Source organism: Microbispora cellulosiformans (assembly GCF_008728085.1).
Classification (GTDB): Bacteria; Actinomycetota; Actinomycetes; order Streptosporangiales; family Streptosporangiaceae; genus Microbispora; species Microbispora amethystogenes.
The window spans coordinates 74,464-96,195 of record NZ_VYTZ01000004.1 but is presented as its reverse complement, the minus strand read 5'-3'; the positions used below and the strand labels follow the sequence as shown (position 1 = coordinate 96,195).

At 71.0% G+C, this 21,732-nt stretch carries 18 protein-coding genes; 6 read left to right on the top strand and 12 right to left on the bottom strand.

The genetic code is table 11. The annotated features are described in order from the left end of the window. Positions 1–10: 10 nt before the first annotated feature. Positions 11–601, top strand: coding sequence for a TetR/AcrR family transcriptional regulator (locus F5972_RS11500; RefSeq protein WP_150933471.1), 591 nt, complete (start codon positions 11–13; stop codon positions 599–601). Here F5972_RS11500 and F5972_RS11495 read toward each other — a convergent pair. Then, on the bottom strand, positions 588–911 hold the full coding sequence (locus F5972_RS11495) for a hypothetical protein (protein WP_150933470.1): 324 nt from the start codon (positions 909–911) through the stop codon (positions 588–590). The genes F5972_RS11500 and F5972_RS11495 overlap by 14 nt on opposite strands. Before the next feature lie 109 nt (positions 912–1,020). Here F5972_RS11495 and F5972_RS11490 point away from each other — a divergent pair, with 109 nt between their 5' ends. Next, a complete protein-coding gene (locus F5972_RS11490) occupies positions 1,021–2,493 on the top strand; it encodes a DUF7059 domain-containing protein (RefSeq protein WP_404803052.1) in 1,473 nt (490 codons plus the stop codon). 287 nt (positions 2,494–2,780) lie between these two features. Here F5972_RS11490 and F5972_RS11485 read toward each other — a convergent pair whose 3' ends face one another. Next, the gene (locus tag F5972_RS11485) at positions 2,781–5,801 is read right to left on the bottom strand and encodes an AfsR/SARP family transcriptional regulator (protein ID WP_150933469.1); all 3,021 of its coding nucleotides are present in this window, start codon (positions 5,799–5,801) and stop codon (positions 2,781–2,783) included. A 237-nt stretch (positions 5,802–6,038) separates the two neighbouring features. Between F5972_RS11485 and F5972_RS11480 the strand changes: the two genes are divergently transcribed. Further along, positions 6,039–6,572 (top strand): hypothetical protein, encoded by a 534-nt coding sequence (locus tag F5972_RS11480; protein WP_150933468.1) that lies wholly within the window; start codon positions 6,039–6,041, stop codon positions 6,570–6,572. Positions 6,573–6,649: 77 nt separating this feature from the next. On the opposite strand, the gene F5972_RS11475 is transcribed toward F5972_RS11480, so the two are convergent. Continuing rightward, a complete protein-coding gene (locus F5972_RS11475; RefSeq protein WP_150933467.1) occupies positions 6,650–7,306 on the bottom strand; it encodes a GNAT family N-acetyltransferase in 657 nt (218 codons plus the stop codon). 920 nt (positions 7,307–8,226) lie between these two features. Between F5972_RS11475 and F5972_RS11470 the strand changes: the two genes are divergently transcribed. After that, positions 8,227–10,533, top strand: coding sequence for an HNH endonuclease signature motif containing protein (locus F5972_RS11470; protein ID WP_318527562.1), 2,307 nt, complete (start codon positions 8,227–8,229; stop codon positions 10,531–10,533). Positions 10,534–10,703: 170 nt separating this feature from the next. On the opposite strand, the gene F5972_RS11465 is transcribed toward F5972_RS11470, so the two are convergent. Beyond that, positions 10,704–12,317 (bottom strand): hypothetical protein, encoded by a 1,614-nt coding sequence (locus F5972_RS11465; RefSeq protein WP_150933465.1) that lies wholly within the window; start codon positions 12,315–12,317, stop codon positions 10,704–10,706. A 327-nt stretch (positions 12,318–12,644) separates the two neighbouring features. Between F5972_RS11465 and fabG the strand changes: the two genes are divergently transcribed. Continuing rightward, the gene (fabG, locus tag F5972_RS11460) at positions 12,645–13,403 is read left to right on the top strand and encodes a 3-oxoacyl-ACP reductase FabG (protein WP_150933464.1); all 759 of its coding nucleotides are present in this window, start codon (positions 12,645–12,647) and stop codon (positions 13,401–13,403) included. A gap of 7 nt (positions 13,404–13,410) precedes the next feature. Here the strand turns inward: fabG and F5972_RS11455 are convergent, their stop codons facing one another. The 8 genes from F5972_RS11455 to F5972_RS11420 form a co-directional block, all read right to left on the bottom strand. Continuing rightward, positions 13,411–13,797 carry an SCO5389 family protein gene (locus F5972_RS11455; protein WP_150933463.1) on the bottom strand — a complete coding sequence of 129 codons (387 nt, stop codon included), beginning with the start codon at positions 13,795–13,797 and terminating at the stop codon, positions 13,411–13,413. Between the two features lie 43 nt (positions 13,798–13,840). Further along, complete coding sequence (locus tag F5972_RS11450) at positions 13,841–14,773, bottom strand: ATP-binding protein (protein WP_150933462.1); 933 nt, start codon at positions 14,771–14,773, stop codon at positions 13,841–13,843. A 100-nt stretch (positions 14,774–14,873) separates the two neighbouring features. Further along, positions 14,874–16,412: a serine/threonine-protein kinase gene (locus tag F5972_RS11445; RefSeq protein ID WP_150933461.1), complete on the bottom strand. Its 1,539-nt coding sequence runs from the start codon at positions 16,410–16,412 to the stop codon at positions 14,874–14,876. 88 nt (positions 16,413–16,500) lie between these two features. Continuing rightward, positions 16,501–16,893, bottom strand: a complete 393-nt coding sequence (locus F5972_RS11440; protein ID WP_150933460.1) for an RrF2 family transcriptional regulator — start codon at positions 16,891–16,893, stop codon at positions 16,501–16,503. 3 nt (positions 16,894–16,896) lie between these two features. Then, positions 16,897–17,862, bottom strand: a complete 966-nt coding sequence (locus F5972_RS11435) for a sulfate/molybdate ABC transporter ATP-binding protein (protein WP_150933459.1) — start codon at positions 17,860–17,862, stop codon at positions 16,897–16,899. Continuing rightward, the gene (locus F5972_RS11430; protein WP_150933458.1) at positions 17,852–18,649 is read right to left on the bottom strand and encodes a sulfate ABC transporter permease; all 798 of its coding nucleotides are present in this window, start codon (positions 18,647–18,649) and stop codon (positions 17,852–17,854) included. Before F5972_RS11430 ends, F5972_RS11435 begins: the two co-directional genes overlap by 11 nt. Beyond that, positions 18,642–19,463 carry a sulfate ABC transporter permease subunit CysT gene (gene cysT, locus F5972_RS11425; protein WP_150933457.1) on the bottom strand — a complete coding sequence of 274 codons (822 nt, stop codon included), beginning with the start codon at positions 19,461–19,463 and terminating at the stop codon, positions 18,642–18,644. Before cysT ends, F5972_RS11430 begins: the two co-directional genes overlap by 8 nt. 40 nt (positions 19,464–19,503) lie before the next feature. Next, positions 19,504–20,538, bottom strand: coding sequence for a sulfate ABC transporter substrate-binding protein (locus F5972_RS11420; RefSeq protein WP_150933456.1), 1,035 nt, complete (start codon positions 20,536–20,538; stop codon positions 19,504–19,506). Between the two features lie 267 nt (positions 20,539–20,805). On the opposite strand from F5972_RS11420, the gene F5972_RS11415 reads away from it, so the two are divergent. Next, the gene (locus F5972_RS11415; RefSeq protein ID WP_150933455.1) at positions 20,806–21,732 is read left to right on the top strand and encodes a hypothetical protein; all 927 of its coding nucleotides are present in this window, start codon (positions 20,806–20,808) and stop codon (positions 21,730–21,732) included.

The window sequence follows — 21,732 nt, the reverse complement described above, 5'->3', positions numbered from 1 at the left end:
CATTGACTTTGTGAACAATGTGAGAAGCGGGCGGGACGGCAGGGCGAGGATCATCGAGGGCGCCCTGCGCAGGTTCAGCCAGAGCGGGGTGTCCGCCACCACGCTCGCCAGCCTCCGCCAGGAGAGCGGCGTCAGCGTCGGGAGCTTCTATCACCACTTCACCAGCAAGGAGCACGTCTACGGGGTGCTCTACGCCGAGATCCTGGAGGCGTACCAGGACGCGTTCGTCGACGAGCTCCTCCGCCACGAGGACGCGCGCGGCGGGATCGAGGCCATCGTCGCCCTGCACATGGCGTGGTGCGGCGAGCACCCGGAACGCGCCCGCCTGCTGATCAGCGAGCGCCCGCCCCGCCGCAACGAGCCCGGCGGCCCGGAGGTCGCCGAGTCGCGGCGCGACTTCTTCCGCCAGGTCGCCGACTGGTGGCGGCCGCACGTGAAGAACGGCGAGCTCCGGCCGGTCCCCCCCACCATGTGCTACGTGCTGTGGCTCGGCCCGGCGCAGGAGATGTGCCGCCTGTGGTTCAGCGGCGCCCACCAGCCCACCGCGGAGGAGATCCGCGAGCTGGGAGAGGCCGCCTGGCACAGCCTCAAGACGCCGTAGCGCCCACGCCGGGGCCCGGCAGCTCCCGGCTCAGCACCCGCCACACCCGGCCGTCGAGACAGATCTCCAGCCGCAGCTCGTAGCGGTGACGCCGCAGCCCCGGCACCGGCACGCGGTCCTGTACGTCGAACCGCCTGCCGCGGGCGTAGCCGAAGCCCAGCTCTCCCGGGAAGACGCGGATCTCGTCCCGGTTGCCGCAGCGGGGACAGGTCCACATGACGACGTCCCTGGCCCGGTTGTAGTCGTGGCAGGCGTCGAAATACTCGTCGGAGCGCAGGCGGCAGTCGCACGCCAGACAGGGCAGCAGCATCGAGGTCCTCGGTCGGGGGTTCCCCATATGAATACGGCCTGCTGCTTGAGTTTCACTTATCAACGGCTTACCGCCGAAGTCCGCGTGCCGTCCGGCGGCGCCGCGATACATTCGATCCGTGGACGCCCCTTCTGACCTGGTCCGACGGCTTCGCGACAGATTCGTGGAGACCGGCTACTCGATCGACGGCGTACGTGAGCGACTGGGCGACATGGCGGCCTCGGCCCTGGCCCGTGAGGAGATCGTGCCCGCGCTGCGCGCCACCAGGGACGCCGACCCCCTCGCCGCGCTGATCCGCCTGTGGTGGCTCGGCGTCCCGGTCAGCATGGCCGCCGCCGACCTGCCCCTCCAGGACCTCATCGAGGCCGGCCTGCTGGTGCGGCTCGGCGACACCGTCCAGTCCACCGTGCATCTCCAGCCCTGGGACGCGGGGGCGGCCGATCCGGCGTACGTCGTCTCCGACCGCAAGGTGCGGCCCGGCGACCCCTCCCTGCGCCCCGACCACGTCGTCGGGGCGGGCGGGGCGTCGGCGAACCTCGCCCAGCTCGGCTGGGCCGCCCCGGTCGGCCGGGCGCTCGACCTCGGCACCGGCTGCGGGGTGCAGGTGCTGCACCTGGCTCCCCGGGCCGGCGAGGTCGTCGCGACCGACGTGAACCGCCGCGCGTTGCGGCTCGCCCGCCTCAGCTGGGAGCTCTCCGGCGTGCACGGCGTCGAGGCGCGCGAGGGCTCGATGTACGACCCGGTGGACGGCGAGAGGTTCGACCTCGTGGTGTCCAACCCGCCGTTCGTCATCGCGCCGGAGGCGAGGTACACCTACCGGGAGACCGGGCGGCACGGCGACGACTTCTGCCGCGAGCTCGTCCGGCGCACGCCCCGTCATCTCGCACAGGGCGGGCAGGCCCGCTTCCTCGCCAACTGGCTGCACGTCAAGGGCGAGGACTGGCAGGACAGGGTGGGCGGCTGGCTCACCGAGACCGGCTGCGACGGCTGGGCCGTGCAACGCGACGTGCAGGACCCCGCCGAGTACGTCGAACTGTGGCTGCGCGACTCCGCCGAGCACGGCACCTCGGCCTACCGGGAGCGCTACGACGAGTGGCTCGCGTGGTTCGAGTCGATGGACGTGACCGGCGTCGGCTTCGGCTGGATCGCCCTGCACGACTCCGGATCGCTCAGCCCGCTGGTGCGGGTGGAGGAGCTGACGCACCCGGTGGAGCCGCCGGCCGGCGCGCTGGTCGAGGAAGTTCTGCGGGCGGCGCGCACGGCGTACGACCTCTCCGACGAGGACCTGCTCGACGCGCGCCTCCGGGTGGCCGAGGGCGTCGTGGAGGAGCGTGTGGGCCCGCCCGGCGCCGACGACCCCTCCCGCATCGTGCTCAGGCAGACCCGGGGCGCCCGCCGTACGGCCGCCGTGGGGACGGTGGAGGCGGCTCTGGCGGGGGTGTGCGACGGCGACCTGCCCACGCGGCCGCTGCTCGCCGCGATCGCGGAACTCACCGGGGAGGAGCCGGACGCCGTGCTCGGCCGGGCACCCGCGGCGCTCCGCCCGCTGGTCGCCGAGGGCTTCCTCTCGATTGCCGGCTAGGTCGCGAGCTCGGCTGCAACCCCGTGTTGATCGGAAGTTGAACGCCCGGGGCGACTCTGGTCATGTGCGGGCTCCGGGGGGGTTCGGGGCCCGCACCGAAGCCTGGCCGGTCGTTCATGTGAGGCGGCGAGCCGCCACGGGGCGCACCGGAAAGGACCGGGCCCCCTGCGCGCCCCAAGGCGGCGGGCGGCCGGCCGGGCCGATCTCTCCGGGGCACGGGTCCCCGGGACACGAGAAGGGGCGAGCGCATGATCAACCACGTCCGGATGAGCCGGTTGGACGACGACCTACGTGTCGGCCTGGGTCTGGGCCTGGCCGGCCAGGAGCGCGGTGATGTCGGCGGCCTCGGGCGAGCCGAGCCGGGTGAAGATCTCCAGTGCCTTCTCCAGGGCGTCCCCGCCCCGCGCGGCCTCTCCGACGCCCATGAGGGCCTTGCCGAGCGCGGCCAGTGACTGCGCCTCGCCGTACGGGTGGGTGATCTCGCGGCTGACCGTGAGGGCCTCCTCGGCGTGGCGGGCGGCCTCGGCGTACCGGCCGGCGGCGATGAAGGTCGCGGCGAGCCGGTAGCACACCCGCTGTTCCCAGACCCGCTGGTTGCTCGCGCGGAAGAAGGCCAGGCACTCGGCGTGGTGGACGACGGCCTCGTTCAGCCGTCCGACGTGTGACAACACGTTGCCGAGGTGATAGCGGGCCCGGGCCGTCCCGGCGCCGCTGCCGATCTCGGAGAAGACCGCGAGACCCCGCTCGGCGGCGGCGATGGCGTCGCCGGGCCGGCCGAGGCCGAGGTGGTCGCGGGCCGAGTAGCACGACGCCAGCGCCTCGCCCGCGGTGTTGCCGACCTCACGGAAGATCGTCGCCGCCCGGCCGAACCAGTCGAGCGCCTCGGTGTGGCGGCGCTGCCGCCCCGCGACCACCGCCAGCGCGTTGCACGTCTCGCCGAGCACGACGTGGTCGCCGGTCTCCTCACCCAGGGCCCGGGCGGACAGGAAGTGCGACTCGGCCTCGGCCAGCCGGTTCGCGCCGAACAGCACCCGGCCGAGCACGTACCGGCAGCGCATCTCCGCGCGCCGCTCCCCCGCGTTCCGCGCGGCCGTCAGCAGCGCCGACACGCGCTGCTCGAACTCGCGCTGGTTGGTGCCCGACTCCAGCAGCGGCTCCAGCGCCAGCAGCAGGTCGGCCGCGGGGACCAGGTCCTCTCCCGATCCGTACGCCCGGGCCACCGCCGCGAACAGGTTCTCGGCCTCCGCCGAGAGCCACGCCACCGCCTCGTCGGCGGAGCCGAAGGAGTGGCCGCGCATGCCCAGGTCGACCAGGTTGTCGGCGATCGCGCTGCCCTCGTACGCGAGCCGGTGCGCCGCGCCCGCCGACGCCAGCGAGAAGCCCAGCAGGCGGCGCAGCGCGAGCGCCCGGGCCTCGGGCTCCTCGTCCGCCTCCGCCTGCCGCCGGGCGAACAGCTTGAGCAGGTCGTGGAAGCGGTAGCGGCCCTGTGCGGGCGCCTCCAGCAGGCTGGCGTCCACCAGCGACTCCAGCACGTCCTCGGTCTCCGTGAGGGTGAGGTCGAGCAGGGCCGCCGCGGCGGAGAGCGAGATGTCCGAGCCCTCCGGCAGCGACAGCAGCCGGAACGCCCGGGCCTGCCGGGCGTCGAGCTGGCCGTACCCGAGGGCGAACGTGGCCGAGACCGCCAGGTTTCCGATCTTCATCTCGTCCAGGCGGCGGCGTTCGTCGGCGAGCCGGGGGACGAGCGAGGCCACCGTCCACGACGGACGGGAGGCGAGCCTGGCGGCGACGATCCGCACGGCCAGCGGTAGGAAGCCGCAGGCTGCCACCACGTCCATCGCGGCCGCCCGCTCGGCCGCCACCCGCTCCGGCCCCGCGACCGCGGCCAGCAGCGACAGCGCCTCGTCGGGCTCCAGCACGTCGAGGTCGACGAGCCGCGCCGCGGGCAGGTCGGCCAGCTTGCCCCGGCTGGTGATGATCGCGGCGCAGCCGGCCGAGCCGGGCAGCAGGTGCTCCACCTGGTCGGCGTCGCGGGCGTTGTCGAGCAGCACCAGCATCCTGCGGTCCGCGAGCAGCGACCGGAACAACGCCGAGCGCTCGGCGAGGCCGTCGGGGATCACGTCCATCGGGATGCCGAGCGCCCGCAGGAACGCGACCAGCGCGGTCTCCGGCGCGGTGGGCTCGACTCCGTACCCGCGCAGGTCGGCGTAGAGCTGGCCGTCGGGAAACAGGTCCTCCGCGAGGTGGGCCACGTGGACGGCCAGAGTCGTCTTGCCCACGCCGCCGATGCCCGACATCGCCGCGATCGGCACTCCCTCTCCCGTGCCGCCGGCCGGGCCCTCGCCGCGCAGCAGCTCGAGCAGCCGGTGCACCAGGCGGGTGCGGCCGGTGAAGTCGGTGATCGCCGCCGGAAGCTGCGCCGGTCTCGGCATCTCGACCATCGGGCCGTGACCTGGGGTGGTCTCTCTGTCATCGCCGTACTCGGCGTCGTCGTGCTGCGACAGCCGTACGGGAGGGGACGCGGGGGCGAGCGTGGGATCGGCGGCGAGGATCCGCCGGTGCATCTCGCTCAGCTCGGCGCCCGGCTCGATGCCGAGCTCGTCCACCAGCGCCTGCCGGGTCTCGGTGAACACCGACAACGCCTCGGCCTGCCTGCCGCACCGGTAGTAGGCCAGCATGAGCTGGACGCGGATCCGCTCGCGCAGCGGGTGCTCGGCGGCGAGCGCGACCAGCTCCGAGATGATCTCCGCGTGCCGGCCGAGCTCGAGGTCGACCTCCATGAGAGCCTCGACGGCGCCGATGCGGCGCTCGGCCAGCCGGTCGCGCTGGTGCTCGGCGTACGGCCCGACCGCGCCGGCGAGCGGCTCGCCCGACCACAGCCCCAGGGCGCCGCGGAGCCGCCGGGCGGCCTGCTCCACCCGGCCCGTACGGCGGTCCGACTCGGCGGCGGCGCACTCCCGGTCGAAGACGGCGAGGTCGAACCGGGCGGGGCCGAGCCGCAGCGCGTACCCCCGGCCCACCGAGGTCAGCAGTTGCGGCGGCGTCCTGGGGGAGCGGCCGGGTTCGAGGACGGTGCGCAGGCGGGAGACGTAGGTGCGCAGCGCGCCCAGCGCACGCGGCGGCGCGTCCTCCCCCCACACGCCGTCGATCATCTCGGTCGGCGAGACCGCGTGTCCCTCCCGCAGCAGCAACATCGCGAGAATGGAGCGTTGCAGGGGCGTGCCGAGGTCGAGTTCGACGCCGTCGCGCCACGCCAGGACGGGTCCCAGTACGGCGAAGCGCAGGTCGTCCGAGGTGGCGTGGTCAGGCATGTGGACCTGTCTCCTGAACGGCAAGATTCGTGAGCAAATGATAGATCGTGCGGAGAGGCGCACGTATAACGCTCCCGTCGATTCGCCAGGGTTCAGCGTGTGTTCAGGTGCTTGAAAGCGGCCTGCAAACCACGATCCGGGCGGTGAAAGCGATTTGCAGGCGAAGCGGCTTATCACTGAGACGCAACCCCGACAGCACCCCGCATCGGGGGATCGTCCTCGAACAGGAGAACCGAAATGCGTCGCTCCATCACCCTCGGCCTCGCCGCCGCGACCGCCGTCGCCGCCCTCGGGCTGCCGGCCCTCACGACCGCCGCCAGCGCCGCCCCGGCGTCCGCGGCCTCCGCCTCCCACCACGACGACTGGGACTACTCGGAGTGGTGGGGCACCTACTGGTCCTCCAACCACCTCGCCAAGGCCAAGGGCCACATCGACGTGAACTACGACGACGAGGAGTCGAACCGGGTCCACGTCACCGGCAAGCTGTACGACCTGGACAACCGCACCTACCGGCACGGCGGCAAGTGCGCCTACATCCGGTTCCGCGTCCAGGACTGGGACGACAGCGAGGACGACTGGTCCTCCAGCTTCAAGTCGTACAAGTACTGCGGCGCCGGCGGCTACAAGCAGATCAACTTCTGGCGCTACGACGTCGCGCAGGTCCAGGCGCAGGTCTGCCAGATCGGTCTGTACAGCAAGTTCCCCGTCAAGTGCGGCGGCTGGCACGAGATCTACAACGCCTACGACGACGAGTACGGCTACGACGCCTGATCGTCCACCGGCGTCACGCGGCCCGTCCCTTCCCGGGACGGGCCGCTTTTTCTTTGGGCTCTGTCTACAGGGGCTGGTCAGGCTGCTTCCGACGCCGGTTCCAGAAGGCCCAGCCTCGCGCGGAGACGCTCGCGTACGGCGGGCCACTCGGGACTCAGAATCGAGTAGTACGCGGTATCTCGGACCGTGTCGTCGGCGCCTCGGCTGTCCGCTCGCCGCACACCGTCCAGGTGCGCGCCGAGGGCCTCGATGGCGGCCCGGGATCGGGTGTTGCGTACGTCTGCCTTGAGGGTGATCCGGTGAACCTGCCAGGTCTCGAAGGCGAGGGAGAGCACCAGATACTTGCTCTCCCGGTTGACACCGGTGCCCTGGGCCGACGCGGCGAGCCAGGTGTACCCGATGTCCGCGACGGACGGGACCTCGCCCACCGCGCCCTTGGCACCCGGCGGCCAGGGCATCGGGCCCTGCCAGTACTCCAGGTTCATCAGACGGGTGGCACCGACCACGCGGTCGGTGTGCAGCCACCGGATGGCGAAGGGCATCGTGCGGCCCTCCGCCTGCTCAGCCAAGGCGGCCTCCACGTAGGAGGCCATCTCGTCCCGTCCAGCGGGAACGCGAGTGAAGGCGTACGTAGAACGGTCTTCACTCGCCGCGGCGACAAGATCGTCGAGCACCGCGAAGCTGAGCGGTTCCAGGCGCACACAGCGCCCGGACAGGGTGACAAAAGCGGGCATGAGCACATGATGGGGGCTGCCGGGCACGCCTGATGCCAAATGGCACAAGACATCTTGGCGGGGTGCGGGTTAAGGACCATGCCTGGTCGAGAATGCCCAGGTTAGAAGGCTGATCGTCACTCCCGTCCGCAGGCGCCCAGGGTAAAGATTCAGTCAATGATCCGCAGGCGCGGTGAGGGTCGTTCAGCACGATCCGGCGGACGCCTTCGACGGTGCGTCGAACCACCTGGCGACGGCACTCGCGACGCCCTTTCCCGGCCCCCGCCACCCCGTCCCCACCCCCGATTTGCGCCACCCGGTTCCCGCACCGAGGCAGCCTCCCAGTTGCGGGTGTCCACCCGCTCCCACGCGCTCCTGCTGGCTCTCGGCGACTCCTGGCGCCACCGGCGTCACCGGCGCCGCAGGGCCGCGTCAGCCCGGCCCCGTGGTGGTGCCGCTTGCACCCACGAGCAGCGCGTCCGGATGTTCAGGTTCACGCCCGGACCTCCGGCTTACCGTTCCGGGGCGTGTTCGTGGTGCGGAGGTCCGGCCGGTCGTATCGGTCGTAGGGGCGAGTCCGTCCTCAGCCTCCCCTGGGTCAGCCTCCTATGTGCGCCTCCTATGTGCGCCTCCTAAGCGCAGCCTCCGGCGTGCTTCGGCCAATCGGTTTCCCAGTCGACGTCCCTCACCGATCAAATTGCGTTGCCTGACCTGTCTGTCCGAAAGCGCTCGACGTCCTCGCGGCCTTCTGAGGATTGCTTTCCGCTGAGCCGCGGTGGCGACAGGGCATGGTGCCCAAACGCGTCTGATGAGTTTGATATCCGAGTTGTGTTGATATCGCCAGACCGATCCGTAGCTCCAACTATCGTATTCGCCTGGTTGCTGTCGGTGATGGGGGATGAAAGAATACACACAGGAATTCGAATCGACTTGGGGGTGCGGTGGACCTGTTCGATGATTCTGGGTCTGACCACCTCCATCGTTCGATTGGCCAGGAGTCTGACTGGCGGGAACGGCTGACAGACGGCTCGCCGCTGTGGTCCGAGGGTTCGGCCGCCCGTGACGATGTCCCGATCGTCCGCCCCAGGCCGCGAGAGCGCGCGAGCCGTAGCGACCGCGAGGTGAAGAAGGCCGCTTTCGGCGGCGCTCCGGGTAACGCTTGTGGCGATGTATTCGGTGATGCTCCCGACAGTGCGTCTGATGGTGCGTCTGATGGTGCTCCTGGTGGCACCTCTGGCGCTGGCCTTGGTGAAGAGGGCCGGAATCGGCATGCAGGCCGTGATCGGGATGCCGACGGTACGCCCGGCGGCGCGTTTAGTGGCGCCTTCGGCGGTGCTTTTGGCGGCGCTTTCGGTAGTGCTTCGAGCGCGGGGTCGTCGTCGTGGGTGGCGGTGGCGGCGGTTGCTGAGGCGGCGCAGGCGGTGGCGCTGGTACCGGTGCCGGAGGACTCGGGCGTGTGCCTGGCCGAGGCCGAGGAGTTGTCGTCGGCCCGGGATCGGATCACTTCGGCGTTGGCTGCCCGGGTCGGGCGTGTTCACAGGGCTGGGGAGGCGAAGAGCCATGGGCATGCGTCCACGAAGTTGTGGCTGCGTTCCGCTGGGGGGATGACGCCTGCGGGAGCCGGCCGGTTGCTGACGATGAGCATGGAGCTGGTCCGCCTGCACGAGGTGCGCCGCCTGTTCGCGGAGGGCGGCTTGCCCGAGGGCATTGTGGAGGTGATCTGCATAGCCACTTCCGGGTTGACCGACGACCAGGCGACCACGGCTGAGCGGATCTTGCTGCAGTTGGCCGGGTCGGCGGGTGCGGCGGAGGTGGCCAAGGCGGGGCGGTATCTGCGGGCGGTGCTGGATCCCGACGGGCATGAGAAGGACGAGCAGGCCGACTTCGACCGCCGGTTCTTCCGGGTACGCCGGCGCAGGAACGGCGCTGTGGAGGGGGAGTTCTGCCTGCCGGTGGAAGCCGCCGCACGGTTGCGGCACCTGCTCGACAACTATGCCAAGCCCAAGGCCGACGGCGATGACCGCACGCAGAGCATGCGGAACGCGGACGCGTTCATCGCGTTCCTGGAAAACAAGATAGTCACAGAGCTTCTGGTGCTGGTCAACGCCGAATCCCTCCCCGACGACCCCCCAGCTGACGACCCCCCAGCCGAGGACGCTGCGGCCGGCCATCCCGCGGACAGCCTCGCCGGCACGGCCCCCGCACGCACTGCCACGGTGCCCCGGGCCGGCGGTGATCGCTCCGCCGACGACGGCGGGTGCTCGGCCGTTGCGCCCTGTGCGGTAGGCGACGACGCCTCCGCTGCTGCTGCCGCAGGTGGGCAGGAGCCTGTTACCGGTCGCGCAGCAACCGGTGACTCGCCCATCGGCGACCCGGCTTCCGCTCCGCCGCTCTTGGATCCGACCGGTAGCGACGAGCACGGCGACCTGCGCGCGTGCGATGACATCCAGCAGAGCCACGCCGACGACCCCGGCGCACACGACCAGGAGAGCGAGCGGGGACACCGCAGCAACCGAGCGTGGCGGCCACAGCAGGCACGTCAGCAGCAGGCGCATGCCCCTGATCCCCCGGCCGAGCATGACGCTCCGCCGGGTGCGGAACACGGTGGCGGCACTTGGCTGGGAGACGACACCCGCCCGGGAGGTGAGCCCTGGCCAGGAAGCTACGCCTGGGCGGGGCCGGGAGCCGATGCTCCGCCGGGTGCGGAACACGGCGGTCCGTCGTGGGCGAGCGGCGGCGCCTGGCCGGGAGGTACGACCTGGCCGGGAGGTGACGGCTGGCTGAGGGGTGGCCGGGCGGGGGTTGGGGGCAGTGTGCCGCCGGGGGTGTGGTTGCGGGGGTTGCCGGGGCTGATTCTGGCGACCGGGCATCTGCTGCCCGTCGTCAGCGTGCACCGCTTGGCCCGTACCAGCACTCTGGTGCGGGTCGTGATGAACGCCGCCGGGCAGGTGCTGGACATGGGCCGTAAGGTCCGCCTGGCGACCCCGGCGCAGCGGCGGGCGGTCTTCGCCCGGTACGCCACCTGCTGGGTGGAGGGCTGCCCGTTGCCCGCCACGATGTGCCAGATCGACCACGCCGAGGACTGGTGCAGCGGTGGGCTGACCGATCTCAAGCTGCTGGGGCCGGCGTGCCAGTTCCACAACCGCGACCGCTACCGCAACTCGAGCCGGTACACCCGCCGCAAGGTGGGCGACGACCGCTGGGCCTTCACCTACCAGAACCCCCGCACCACCCGGCGGCGCATGTAGAGGCGGGCGGCGGACATGTGCCCGGGCTCCGAGCACGGTCGGAGCACAGCCGGAGCATGCACGGAGCGCGGTTGAAGTGCGGACCAGGTACGGAGGCAATGGTGGACAGCCGAGAGTGCACGACCGACGGTGACGGCGATCCGGGTCGCCGTCACCCGCTCGTCGGGATGTTACGCGGCCGGCTGGAGGACGGTGACCACGTGGGTGGTGTTCGCCGGTGCGACGATCGAATTCCCGACCAGCCTGACGGTGTACGTGTGTTCGCCGGCCGTGGTCGGCGTATCGGCGAAGCCGAACGAACCGTCGGCGGCGGGGGCCACCTTTGCCAGGGCCTTCGAGGTGACGGTGCCATCCGGGCTGACGACTCTGCGTGTGACGGTGATCGTCGTTCGGGGGAAGGAGACGCCGTCTGCGCCGAAGGTTCCGCTGAACTCAAGTCGCTCGCCGACGGCCCCTGTCGCCGGTCCGGTCACGGTGAGCGTCGGCTGATACGGGGTCACCGTGACGGTCGCCGAGGCGCTGCGACCCCTGAACCACGAGTTGCCCGGCCAGTACACGAGATAGTTGAACGTCCCGGTGGACGGGGGAGTGTCGGTGAATTGATAGGTCCCGTCCGCCGCCGTGGTGATCTCTTGGAAGGGCCGGGAGGTGCCGTCGGGGAGCCAGCGGTACAGTTCGAGCGTCTGTACGCCGGGCAGCGATCCGTTGCTCAGCGTGAGCCGTCCGCCGAGGGTGAACTGCTTGAGCGCGGTCGCCTCAGGGGGAGCCGTCAGGGTCAGTGTGGAGGAGTGGAAGGGCGAAGGCGGCAGCCGCCAGAGGTGCATCCGCCCGGTCTCAGGCTCCTTCAGCACTCCCCAGGTGAGTGTGCCGTAGAAGGCGATGCTGCCCGCCACCAACGCCTTGCCCTGGTAGTCGGCCTCGTAGATCACCTCCGCCGTGGCCGGGTCGTACACCACGAGCTCCGCCGTGTCGCCCTGAGAGGAGTTCCAGCCGCCGACGACGTAGTCGCCGTCCGGACTGGCCGCGACAGCGGCGGGGAGACCGTGCTCGCCCGACGCACTGCTGTCGTAGGCGCGGGCCCGGTCCAGGGTTGTCGTGTCCCAGGCGTCGAACTGGCGGGTATCGGCCAGGGCCGACAGCGCCGCCGATCCGTCCGCGGTGAGAGCGAGGTCCCGCAGGGGCGGCAGCCCGTTCGCGTCTCCGCGGATCTCGCCGCGCGGAGTCGCCGGGGTGGTGCTGACGTCGTACACCCTGACTACGGCGGGGCTGACTCCCGGCTCCCCCGCCACCAGCGTGTTCCCGGTGACGGCGACCAGCGGAGGCTGGGTCGTAGCCGGCCCGACCCGGACGGGCGTGGGTGTCGTCTCCGACAGAACGAGACCGACGACGCCTCCCTCTCCAGCCTCGCCGCACCCGTATCCGATCCACAGCCGGTCATGGGACTGCGCCAGATTCGACGGGCACGGGTACGCGGTGAGGTCGATACGCCTGGTGATGGTGACCGTGGCGGTGTCGATCTCGATCACCTCATGCGAGTCGCGGAGCGCCGCGTACACCCTCCTGCCGCCATCTGGCGCGGTCAGGGCGACGGCCCCGGACAGGCCGCTGATCGTGTCGATGACTTGACCGTCGAGGGACGCGACCACGATCCGATCGTCGGCGGCGACGAAGACCTTGCTGCCGCGCGCCACCACGTCTCCGCCCCTCCCGACGGCGACACCGAGGTCGGTGACGATCCCGGCGGCCGCGGCGGCGGGTGCCTGAGCGACGAGCAGGCCCGTCATCAGGAGCAGGGGACCGGCAAGGGCGACTAATCGGCGAGACAGTGGACCACGGTCAGAGGTTGATGGACGCACACGCACTCCAGTCCGGATGAGAAGGGGAGAAGCGAGCACCCTGATGTGACCAGGGATCCGCTTCCACTGACGATCTTCTTTCATCGAACGTATGTTCGCATGACGCGGGGCTGTCGTCCAGGGCACCGTCGTGATGCGCAGGAGGGCCGGTCCCTCGCCCACGCGGGTGTGGGGGGCGTCTCTGTGGGGGAGCGCCGAGTAAGTTGCTGTGATCGGGCACGGGTACGGGCGCGGGCTTGGGTGTGGAGGTTGGCGATGGAGCGGTTCGTCGGGAAGTTCGCCGTGGTCACCGGTGCGGCGCGGGGGATCGGTGCGGCCACGGCCCGCCGTCTGGCGGCGGAGGGTGCGGTGGTGGCGTGCGTGGACCTCACCGCGGATCGCTGCGCCACGATCGTGGACGAGATCACGGTCACCGGAGGCAGGGCGGTCGCCTTCGGCGGCGACGTCTCCGACAGTGCCCAGGTGGAGAGTCTCGTGTCGGGGGTGGTGGCCGAGTTCGGGCGTATCGACGTGCTGGTGAACAATGCCGGGCTGACGCGGGACAACCTGGTGTTCCGGATGTCGGAGGACGACTGGGACAAGGTGCTCGACGTGAATCTGAAGGGCGCGTTCCTGATGAGCCGGGCGGTGCAGAAGCACATGGTGGACCAGAGGTCGGGGGCCATCGTCAACCTGTCGAGCCGGTCGGCGCTGGGCAACCGCGGGCAGGCCAACTACTCGGCGGCCAAGGCGGGGATCCAGGGGTTGACCGCGACTCTCGCGATCGAGCTCGGCCAGTTCGGGGTCCGCGTGAACGCGGTCGCGCCCGGGTATGTCGCGACGCCGATGACCGAGGCGACGGCGGTGCGCCTCGGCATGTCGCCGGAGGAGCACCAGGCCGTCGCCTCGCAGTTCGTGCCGTTGCGGCGGGTCGCCCAGCCGACCGAGATCGCGTCGGTGGTGGCGTTCTTCGCCTCCGACGACGCGTCGTACGTCACGGGACAGACCCTCTATGTCAACGGCGGCTCGCAGTAGCGGGTGTTCAGCAGTCGACCAGGTCGGGGCTCTGGTTCAGGATCTGCGCGCGGGGGGTGACGAACTCCCCGTAGGCCTGGGTCGCGGCCGGGTCGAAGACCGCGACCCGGTGGCAGTTCTGAAAGGCGAGCCGTACGCCGAAGTGCCTTTCGAGGGCGCCCCGCATCGCGTCGCTGGCGAGGCAGCGCAGCAGCTGGCCGCGGGAGGCCTCGTCGGGCGGCGGCACCTGGTTGTCGGCGAAGTCGGCTCCTGATCGGTCGCGCCGTTCGATCAGCGCGGTGATCGTCGTCCAGGCGTACGGCAGGGAGTCGCGGACGCAGGCGACGAAGGCCGCGTCGTCCACCTCACCGGTACGGGCCTGGGCGAGCAGGTTGTCGGGCACGGACAGCGACATGGCTGTTCTCCTCTCGGTTGTCCTTCGACAGGTTGAGGGGGGTTCAGGGGGTGGTGACGGCGGGGCCGTACACGAATTCGGGGTCGATCTGCGCGACCAGGTCGTCGCCGGTGGCGCGGTTCGCCCATGCGCGGGCGTTGCGGGTGTGGAACTCGGCCGCATGCCTGCCGAACTTCGCCCAGTCCTTGGGCTGCGCGTCGAGCCGGTCGAGCATGGTGGCGAGGGCGTGGTGGGCAGTGGGCTCCAGGTCGCCGAGGGCGAACGGCCGGCCTTGCTCCATCGCGCGGACGGCGGGGGAGTGGCCGAACCAGGTCAGCAGGTCGTCGCCCACGTGTTCGCGGAGGAAGTCGGCGTCCTCCGGGGAGTGGATCTTGTTGCCGACGACGGCCAGCGGGACGTCGAATCCGGTGGCGTGGTCGCGGTACTGCCGGTAGACGCCGACGCCCTGCCGGGTGGGCTCGGCGACCAGGAAGGTGAGGTCGAACCGGGTGAAGAGCCCGGAGGCGAAGGAGTCGGCTCCGGCGGTCATGTCCACTACGACGTACTCGCCGGGGCCGTCGACCAGATGGTTGAGATAGAGCTCGACCGCTCCGACCTTGGAGTGGTAGCAGGCGACCCCGAGGTCGTCCTCGCCGAAGGGGCCGGTGACCATGAGCGAGACACCGTCGATGTGGCTGGACGGGAAGAACGGGTCGTCCAGCCGGACCAGTCGGGAGCCGCAGCCGGGGGGAGTCGTTTTGACCATGGACGCCGTGTCGCGGATGCGGGGGTTGTCGCCCCGCAGGTAGTCCTTGATCTCGGTCAGCATCCCGCCCAGCGGCCGAGGTTGCCCGGTCGCGCCGAGGGCCAGGCCGAGATGCTGGTTGATGTCCGCGTCGATCGCGACGACCGGTCCCCGCCGTGTCGCGTACCTCGCGAACAGCGACGACAGGGTCGTCTTTCCGCTTCCGCCCTTGCCGACGAACGCCACCCGCATGGCGAGCCCTCCAGCTGTGTATCCACATCAGAAAATGAAAACCGTTGTCACTTTCGGTCGTGGCTCATCATGGCACATCCGCGAGGGCGGGGAGAGGGTTTCAGCTCGTGGCGGGCGGCTGGAAGAGCGAGAACACCTTGACCAGGGTGGGCCGCAGGGCGTCCCAGTCGGAGGCCCGTGCGGTCCAGGTCAGCACGCTGGTCGTCGTGCCCGTCGAGATCACCCGGCGATATTGGTGATATCCGACCCCCTTGACCAGGTGGTCCCCTTCCGACGCCTTACGCGGCTTCCAGGTGAACTCCCAGTCGGCGGATGGTCCGTACGGGCTGGTCACGGGCTTGAGCCGGAGCTTGCGGTAGCTCTTGGCGGTCGGCAGGAAGATGGCCTCGGCCTCGCCGAGTGCCGCGAGGGGGTCGGTGCCGCTCTGCGCTGTCACCTCGACGACGAGCGTCGCCGCGCCGTCGGGGGCGCGCCAGGCGACGGTGTACGGCTGGTCCTCGCGGGTCCAGTCGCGGGGCACACCGGCCCGCCAGCCGGCGTCCGACCGGTACCACTTCAACTTGAGCCGCGGCGCGGGAGTGGCCGAGCCGGTGACGGGCACTGCGGCCGGCCCGGCAGGAGACACAGTGGGAGACGCAGGGGCAGACGAGGATGCCATGGGCGTTGTGACCGGGGAGGCGGCCCGGCCTTCGGCGCCGGGGCGCAGCACCGCCCAGCCGCCCACCGCGCAGGCGACCAGTACGGCCGCCGCGACGCCCGCGACCAGCCGGGTGCGGCCGAGGCTCCGCCGTACGGGGGGAGCGGGAGCGGGTGGTTCGGCCTCGGCGAGGAGCCGGTCGGCGGTCTCCGCGTCGATCCGCCGCCTCGGGTCCCGGGCGAGGAGCCCGGTCAGTACGGCGCGAAGCTCCTCGGGGACCTCTCCGAGCGGCTGCGACGGCGGCCGGCCGGTGACCGCCAGATGGAGGGTGGCGCCCAGCGACCACAGGTCGGCGGCGATGGTGCGGGGGTCGTCCGCGGAACGTTCCGGAGCGAGGAAGTCCTCCGGGTCCCGCCGGACAGGAACAGCTGCGGGGGAAGCAGCGGTGGGGGAAGCAGCAGAAGGAACGGCGGCGGGGTCGCGGCGGGTGGGGGCGAAGGCCGGGTCGGCGGCGAGCACGGAGACGCCGAAGTCGGCGAGCAGCACCCGGCCGTCGTGCCCGACGAGGACGTTGGCCGGCCGGACGTCGCCGTGCCGTACGCCGGCGGCATGGGCGTGGGCCAGCGCGGACAGGACCTTCCGGGCGATCGGCGCGGCCTGCGCGGGCGTGAGCGGGCCGTCGCCTGCGACCATCCCGTCCAGGGAGCGGGAACGGACCAGCTCCATCACGATGTACGGAGTGCCGTCCTCCTCGGCCACGTCGTGGACGGCGGCGATGTGCGGGTGGCGCAGGGCCTCCGCCTGCCGGGCCTCCCGGGCGATCCTGTGGACGAGCCGCAGCCGCGCGGTCTCGCCCAGGCCGGGGGGCAGCAGCACCTCCCGGACCGCCACGGGCCGGTCGAGCAGGGTGTCGTGCCCTTCCCAGACGACCCCGGTGCGGCCACGGCCGAGAGCGCGGACCAACCGGTATCGCTTGACGATGAGCCGCCCAGCAGCACCCATCTCGCCTGCCCTCTACGCCTGGCACGTTTCGCCGTGAAATCACCTTGAATGCGGAGTCTTGCACAACCAACCGGGCGAATAGCGGTGATTAGAGGGGCGGAAGTGAACCGGCCGCGATGTGGGCGAGGGTGACCTCCGTCAGCGTCGCCTGCTCATGGTCGCGCAGTGCCGTCCAGACCTCGGCGAGCGGTCCGGCGACGCCGTGGAAATCCTCGTTGTCCTGCGGCGCTCCCTCGACGATGAGCACGACGTCGGCGAGGGTGATCTCCGTGGCGGGCCGGGCGAGCCAGTAACCGCCCTCCGGTCCCCGCTGGCTGTGGATGAGACCGGCCCGCCGCATCTGCAACAGGATGTTGTCGAGGAAACGCCGGGGAATGCCCTGGGCCGACGCGATCCGCTCGGCCGGGACGGGCCCCGGCGCCGCCGCGGCCAGTTCGGCGGCGGCGCGCAGGGCGTATTGGGTCCTGACGGAGAGCCGCATCTCTCACACGGCACTGAGAACCAGGGACCGGGCCCCGGGGGAGGGCCTGAGGTGCACCGTGTCGCCGGGCTCCAGCGCGAGCCGGTCGGCCTGCTCACGTGTCACCTGGACCCACGCCTCCTCCGTGCCGATCTTCACCTCCACGCGGACCTCGAAGCCGAGCCGTACGACGCGGGAGACCACGGCGGGGGAGCCGCCCTCGACCGGGCCGGAGCTGATCTCGATGTCGTGCGGACGGACCAGGCTGCCCCCGATCTCGGTGACCGGGCCGAGGAAGCGCATCACGAACGGGTTGGCGGGGTTGTCGTACACCTCGCCCGGGCTGCCGGCCTGCACGACCTCTCCGTTGGCCAGCACCACGATCGTGTCGGCGACCTCGATGGCCTCCTCCTGGTCGTGGGTGACGAAGACGGTGGTGACGTGCACCTCGTCGTGCAGCCGGCGCAGCCAGGCCCGCAACTCCTTGCGCACCTGCGCGTCGAGCGCGCCGAACGGCTCGTCGAGCAGCAGCACCTCCGGTTCCACCGCGAGCGCCCGGGCCAGGGCCATGCGCTGGCGCTGGCCGCCGGAGAGCTGCGACGGGTAACGGTCGGCCAGCTTCTCCAGGTGGACCAGCTCCAGCAGTTCCATGACCCGCTTGCGGATCTCGTCCTTGGGCCGCTTGCGGATCTCCAGGCCGAAGGCCACGTTGCGGAAGACCGACAGGTGCTTGAAGGCGGCGTAGTGCTGGAACACGAAGCCGACGTTGCGGCGCTGGGGCGACAGGCGGGTGGCGTCGACGCCGGAGATCCGGACGGTGCCGGTGTCGGGCCGTTCGAGCCCGGCGATCACCCGCAGCAGCGTCGACTTGCCCCCGCCGCTCGGGCCGAGCAGGGCGGTGAGCGACCCCGACTCGACGTCCACGGACACGTCGCGCAGGACCGGCGTGGCCCCGAACGACTTGTTCACGTCGCGTACCTCAATTGCCATCGGACAGATCCTTCGGGCGCAGGAGCTTGGTGAGCAGCAGGGTGACCACGGCGATCAGCGCGAGGGCCGTGGCGGCCGCGAACGCGGCCGGCTGGTCGAAGTTCTGGAACCGCTCCTCGACGAACAGCGTGAGCGTCTGGGTCTGGTCCACGAGCCGTCCCGACACCACCGCGACCGCGCCGTACTCGCCGAGCGAGCGCGCCAGGCAGAGCACGACGCCGTAGCCGAGCGCCCAGCGGATGCCGGGCAGCGTGATGCGGGCGAACGTCTGGAGACGGTTCGCGCCCAGGGTGTGCGCGGCCTGCTCCTGCTCGTCGCCGAGCTCCTCCAGCACCGGCACGATGGCCCGTACGACCAGGGGCAGCGCGACGAACACCGTGGCCAGCACCATGCCGGGAGTGGAGAAGATCACCTGGATGCCCCAGCTCTCCAGCAGGCCGCCCACGGGGGAGAAACGGCCGTACACGAGGATGAGCGCGAGCCCGACGACGACCGGCGAGACGGCCATCGGCAGGTCGATGAACGCCCCGAGCAGCCGTTTGCCGGGGAACTCGTGCCGGACGAGCAGCAGCGCGGCGCCGACCCCGAAGACCGTGTTGGCCACGACCGCCCAGGCGGCGACCGTGATCGTCACCTTGAAGGCGTGCAGGGCCGACGGCGAGGTCAGCGCCTCGACGAACGGGCCGAGCCCGTCTCCGAAGGTCCGCCAGATGATCAGCCCGACCGGCAGGACCAGCAGGAACAGGATGTAGGCGACGGCGGTCAGGCGAAGGACGTGCTTAGCCACGGCGGCTCCCCCATCGCTGCAGGACGTCGAGCGCGATCAGCGCGACCAGGGCCACCACGAGCAGGACCGTCGCGATCGCGGCCGCTCCCGTCATGTTGTCGCCCTCGATCTGGCTGAAGAGGTTCACCGCCGCGACCTGCGTCTTGAACGGCAGGTTGCCGGAGATCAGCACGGTCGAGCCGAACTCCGCGATCGCCCGGGTGAAGGCGAGCGCGGTGCCCGACAGCATCGCGGGAAGCAGGTTCGGCAGGATGATCCGGCGGAAGGTCTGGAACGGCCGGGCGCCGAGGGACGCCGCGGCCTGCTCCATCTCCGCGTCCAGTTCCAGCAGGACCGGCTGCACCGTACGGACGACGAACGGCAGCGTGACGAACATCAGCGCCAGCACGACGCCGGCCCTGCTGTAGGCCAGATTGATCCCGAGCGGGGACTGCGGGCCGTACAACGCGAGCAGGACGAGACCGGCCACGATCGTCGGCAGCGCGAACGGCAGGTCGATGATCGTGTCGAGGACCGCCCTGCCCGGGAAGCGGTCGCGGACCAGCACCCAGGCGATCAGCGTGCCCATGACCAGGTTGACCACGGCCACCAGGGCGGACGCGCCGATCGTCAGGGTGAGCGCCGCCCAGGCGTCGGGGGTGGTGACCGACCGCCAGAAGTATCCGGGGCCCTCGTCGGCCGACCGCCAGACCACGGCGGCCAGCGGGATCAGCACGATCAGGCTCAGGTAGAGCACCGCGGTCCCGAGGCCGGCGGCGGTGCCGCCGGCCAGGCGCCGGGACGGCCGCACCCCTACGGCGGCGTCGACGCTCATCTCCCGACTCTCACTCTCCCGACTCTCACTCTCACAGTTCTCACTTCTCGGTGGCCACGCCGAGCTTGCGCTCGATGTCCGCGACCTTGCCGGTCTTGGAGTCGAAGAACTCGGTGGTGATCTTGTCCCAGCCGCCGAGGTCCTGGATGGTGAACAGCTGCGGCGGGGCGGGCCAGTCGAAGCCGGTCACTCCGTCGGCGACCGGGCGGTAGCCGTTCTTCGCGAAGATCGTCTGCGCCTCAACCGAGTAGAGGTACTTGAGGAAGGCCGCGGCCTCCGCCGGGTGCGCGCTGTTCTTCGTCACGGCCACCGGATTCTCGATGAGAAGCGTGGCGTCGGGAACCGTGTAGTCGAGTTCCTGGCCGTTCTGCCGGGCGAAGATCGCCTCGTTCTCGTACGTGAGGATCGCGTCGCCCTTGCCGCCGGTGAAGGTCTGCAGTGACTTGCGGCCGCTGTCGTCCTGGACCGGCACGTTCTTGAGCAGCGAGTCGAGATAGGTGAGCCCGGCGGCCTGGTCGGCGCCCTTGTCCGACTTCGCGCCGTAGCCCGCGAGCAGGTTCCAGCGGGCGCCGCCGGAGGTGAAGGGGTTCGGGGTGATGACCTCGACTCCCGGCTTGATCAGGTCGTCCCAGGTCTTGATGCCCTTCGGGTTGCCCTTGCGGGTGCCGATGACAACGACGGACCTGGTCAGAATCCCCTTGCTGGGCCCGGCGCCCGGGCCGGAGTTCCAGTCCGGCGCGACGATGCCGGCCTTCACGAGCCGGGTGATGTCGGTCTCCAGGGAGAACTCGACGATGTCCGCCTTGAGGCCGTTGGCCACCGCGCGGCTCTGGTCGCCGGACGCGCCGAACGACTGGGTGAAGGTGATGTTCTTGCCCTCGGGCGTCTTCTGGAACGCCGCGATGATGTCCTTGAACGCCGCCTGGGGGGTGGAGTAGGCGACCAGCGCCAACTGGACCTTGCCGCCGCCCCCGCTGTCGCCCCCGCCGGCGCTGTCGCCTCCCCCGCAGGCGGTGACCAGGGTGGACGTCGCCACGACGGCGGCTGCGATGGCCCCGAGCCTGCGCACTCTCATGCCTTGCCCTCTATTCCTACCATGTCAGTCGGTTTAGTCGATATTAAAGACCGTTCCAGAGATTCCGTCAACTCCGATGGGTTTGCTTGGTTTGGGGCTGGAGTGGCGCGCGGAGTGACATCTCAGTGACAGGATGGATTCCAGTGATTGCTGTGAAATTTCCGGACAACGACTGTCGGGAGGTGCTAGGAACGTTCGGCGGGGGCGGGACACGACCCCCGCTCAGCTCACCTGTGAAGTTCACCTAGGAAGTACGGAAGGACCCTCATGCACGACCCGGCCGAGGGCGAGGAGGCCCACGAGCAGACCGGCCCGCTGGTACGGCCGTACATCGCGGGCGAGGCCCGGAACGACGCCGAGGGAGACCGGTTCTGGTCGGAGGAGCACGACGAGGCGGCCCTCGCCGCGACCCCGGAACAGCAGATTCAGGGGCAGGCACAGGGCGAACAGGCCGATCACGGCGACGTGCTGGCGGAGGACTGGCGTCCTGATACCGAAAAGCCCGCGACCGAGAGGCCCGCGACCGTCGTCCTGGAGTCCTCCGGCGAGAGCGAGCCCCGGGGTTTCCTGGGGTCGGGCTGGCGCAACGCTCCCGATCCCGAGGACGACGAGGTGGACGCCTATGGAGACGAGGAGGACTCGCGGCGCGGCGGCATGCTGCTGCGGGCCGGCCTGATCGGTGTCGGCCTCGTCGCCGCGATCTGGGCCCTCGCCCTGTGGGTGGGCAGCCCGGCCGAACCGGCGTGCGGTCCGGGCGGTGCGAGCGGTGCGAGCGGCTGCGCGGCCGGTGCCCCGGCGACGTCCCTGACGCCGACTCCGGGCGGTGCGTCCGGTGACAGCGCCACCGGTGACGACTCCGGTGACGACGCCGCGCTCGCCGATCCCGGGACGGGTGACGACAACCCCTCGCCCGCCGCGCCGACCCCTGGGACAACCACCACCCGGGCGCCGTCCCGTGACACGTCGGCCCGTACGCAGGACACCGGGCCGCGGGCCGGTGCGTCTCCGCGTCCGACCCGGTCGCGCGGCCCGGTGCGGTCGCGGCCTCCGGTGACGGTGGACGAGCCGTCCGAGGCGCCGACGACCGTCGCGCCGACGAACGAGCCGACGTCCGAGCCCACCACGGCTCCCGCGCCCGCCCCCACCCAGGAGGCGCCGCGGCGCGGCGGAGGCATACTGGACCTGATCTTCTAG

Bases quoted from the DNA above. Each gene is read 5' to 3' on its own strand.
- F5972_RS11495 (WP_150933470.1), bottom strand. From the start codon at position 911: ATGCTGCTGCCCTGTCTGGCGTGCGACTGCCGCCTGCGCTCCGACGAG.
- F5972_RS11485 (WP_150933469.1), bottom strand. From the start codon at position 5,801: ATGCCTGACCACGCCACCTCGGACGACCTGCGCTTCGCCGTACTGGGA.
- F5972_RS11480 (WP_150933468.1), top strand. From the start codon at position 6,039: ATGCGTCGCTCCATCACCCTCGGCCTCGCCGCCGCGACCGCCGTCGCC.
- F5972_RS11475 (WP_150933467.1), bottom strand. From the start codon at position 7,306: ATGCCCGCTTTTGTCACCCTGTCCGGGCGCTGTGTGCGCCTGGAACCG.
- F5972_RS11465 (WP_150933465.1), bottom strand. From the start codon at position 12,317: ATGACGGGCCTGCTCGTCGCTCAGGCACCCGCCGCCGCGGCCGCCGGG.
- fabG (WP_150933464.1), top strand. From the start codon at position 12,645: ATGGAGCGGTTCGTCGGGAAGTTCGCCGTGGTCACCGGTGCGGCGCGG.
- F5972_RS11455 (WP_150933463.1), bottom strand. From the start codon at position 13,797: ATGTCGCTGTCCGTGCCCGACAACCTGCTCGCCCAGGCCCGTACCGGT.
- F5972_RS11450 (WP_150933462.1), bottom strand. From the start codon at position 14,773: ATGCGGGTGGCGTTCGTCGGCAAGGGCGGAAGCGGAAAGACGACCCTG.
- F5972_RS11445 (WP_150933461.1), bottom strand. From the start codon at position 16,412: ATGGGTGCTGCTGGGCGGCTCATCGTCAAGCGATACCGGTTGGTCCGC.
- F5972_RS11440 (WP_150933460.1), bottom strand. From the start codon at position 16,893: ATGCGGCTCTCCGTCAGGACCCAATACGCCCTGCGCGCCGCCGCCGAA.
- F5972_RS11435 (WP_150933459.1), bottom strand. From the start codon at position 17,862: ATGGCAATTGAGGTACGCGACGTGAACAAGTCGTTCGGGGCCACGCCG.
- cysT (WP_150933457.1), bottom strand. From the start codon at position 19,463: ATGAGCGTCGACGCCGCCGTAGGGGTGCGGCCGTCCCGGCGCCTGGCC.
- F5972_RS11420 (WP_150933456.1), bottom strand. From the start codon at position 20,538: ATGAGAGTGCGCAGGCTCGGGGCCATCGCAGCCGCCGTCGTGGCGACG.
- F5972_RS11415 (WP_150933455.1), top strand. From the start codon at position 20,806: ATGCACGACCCGGCCGAGGGCGAGGAGGCCCACGAGCAGACCGGCCCG.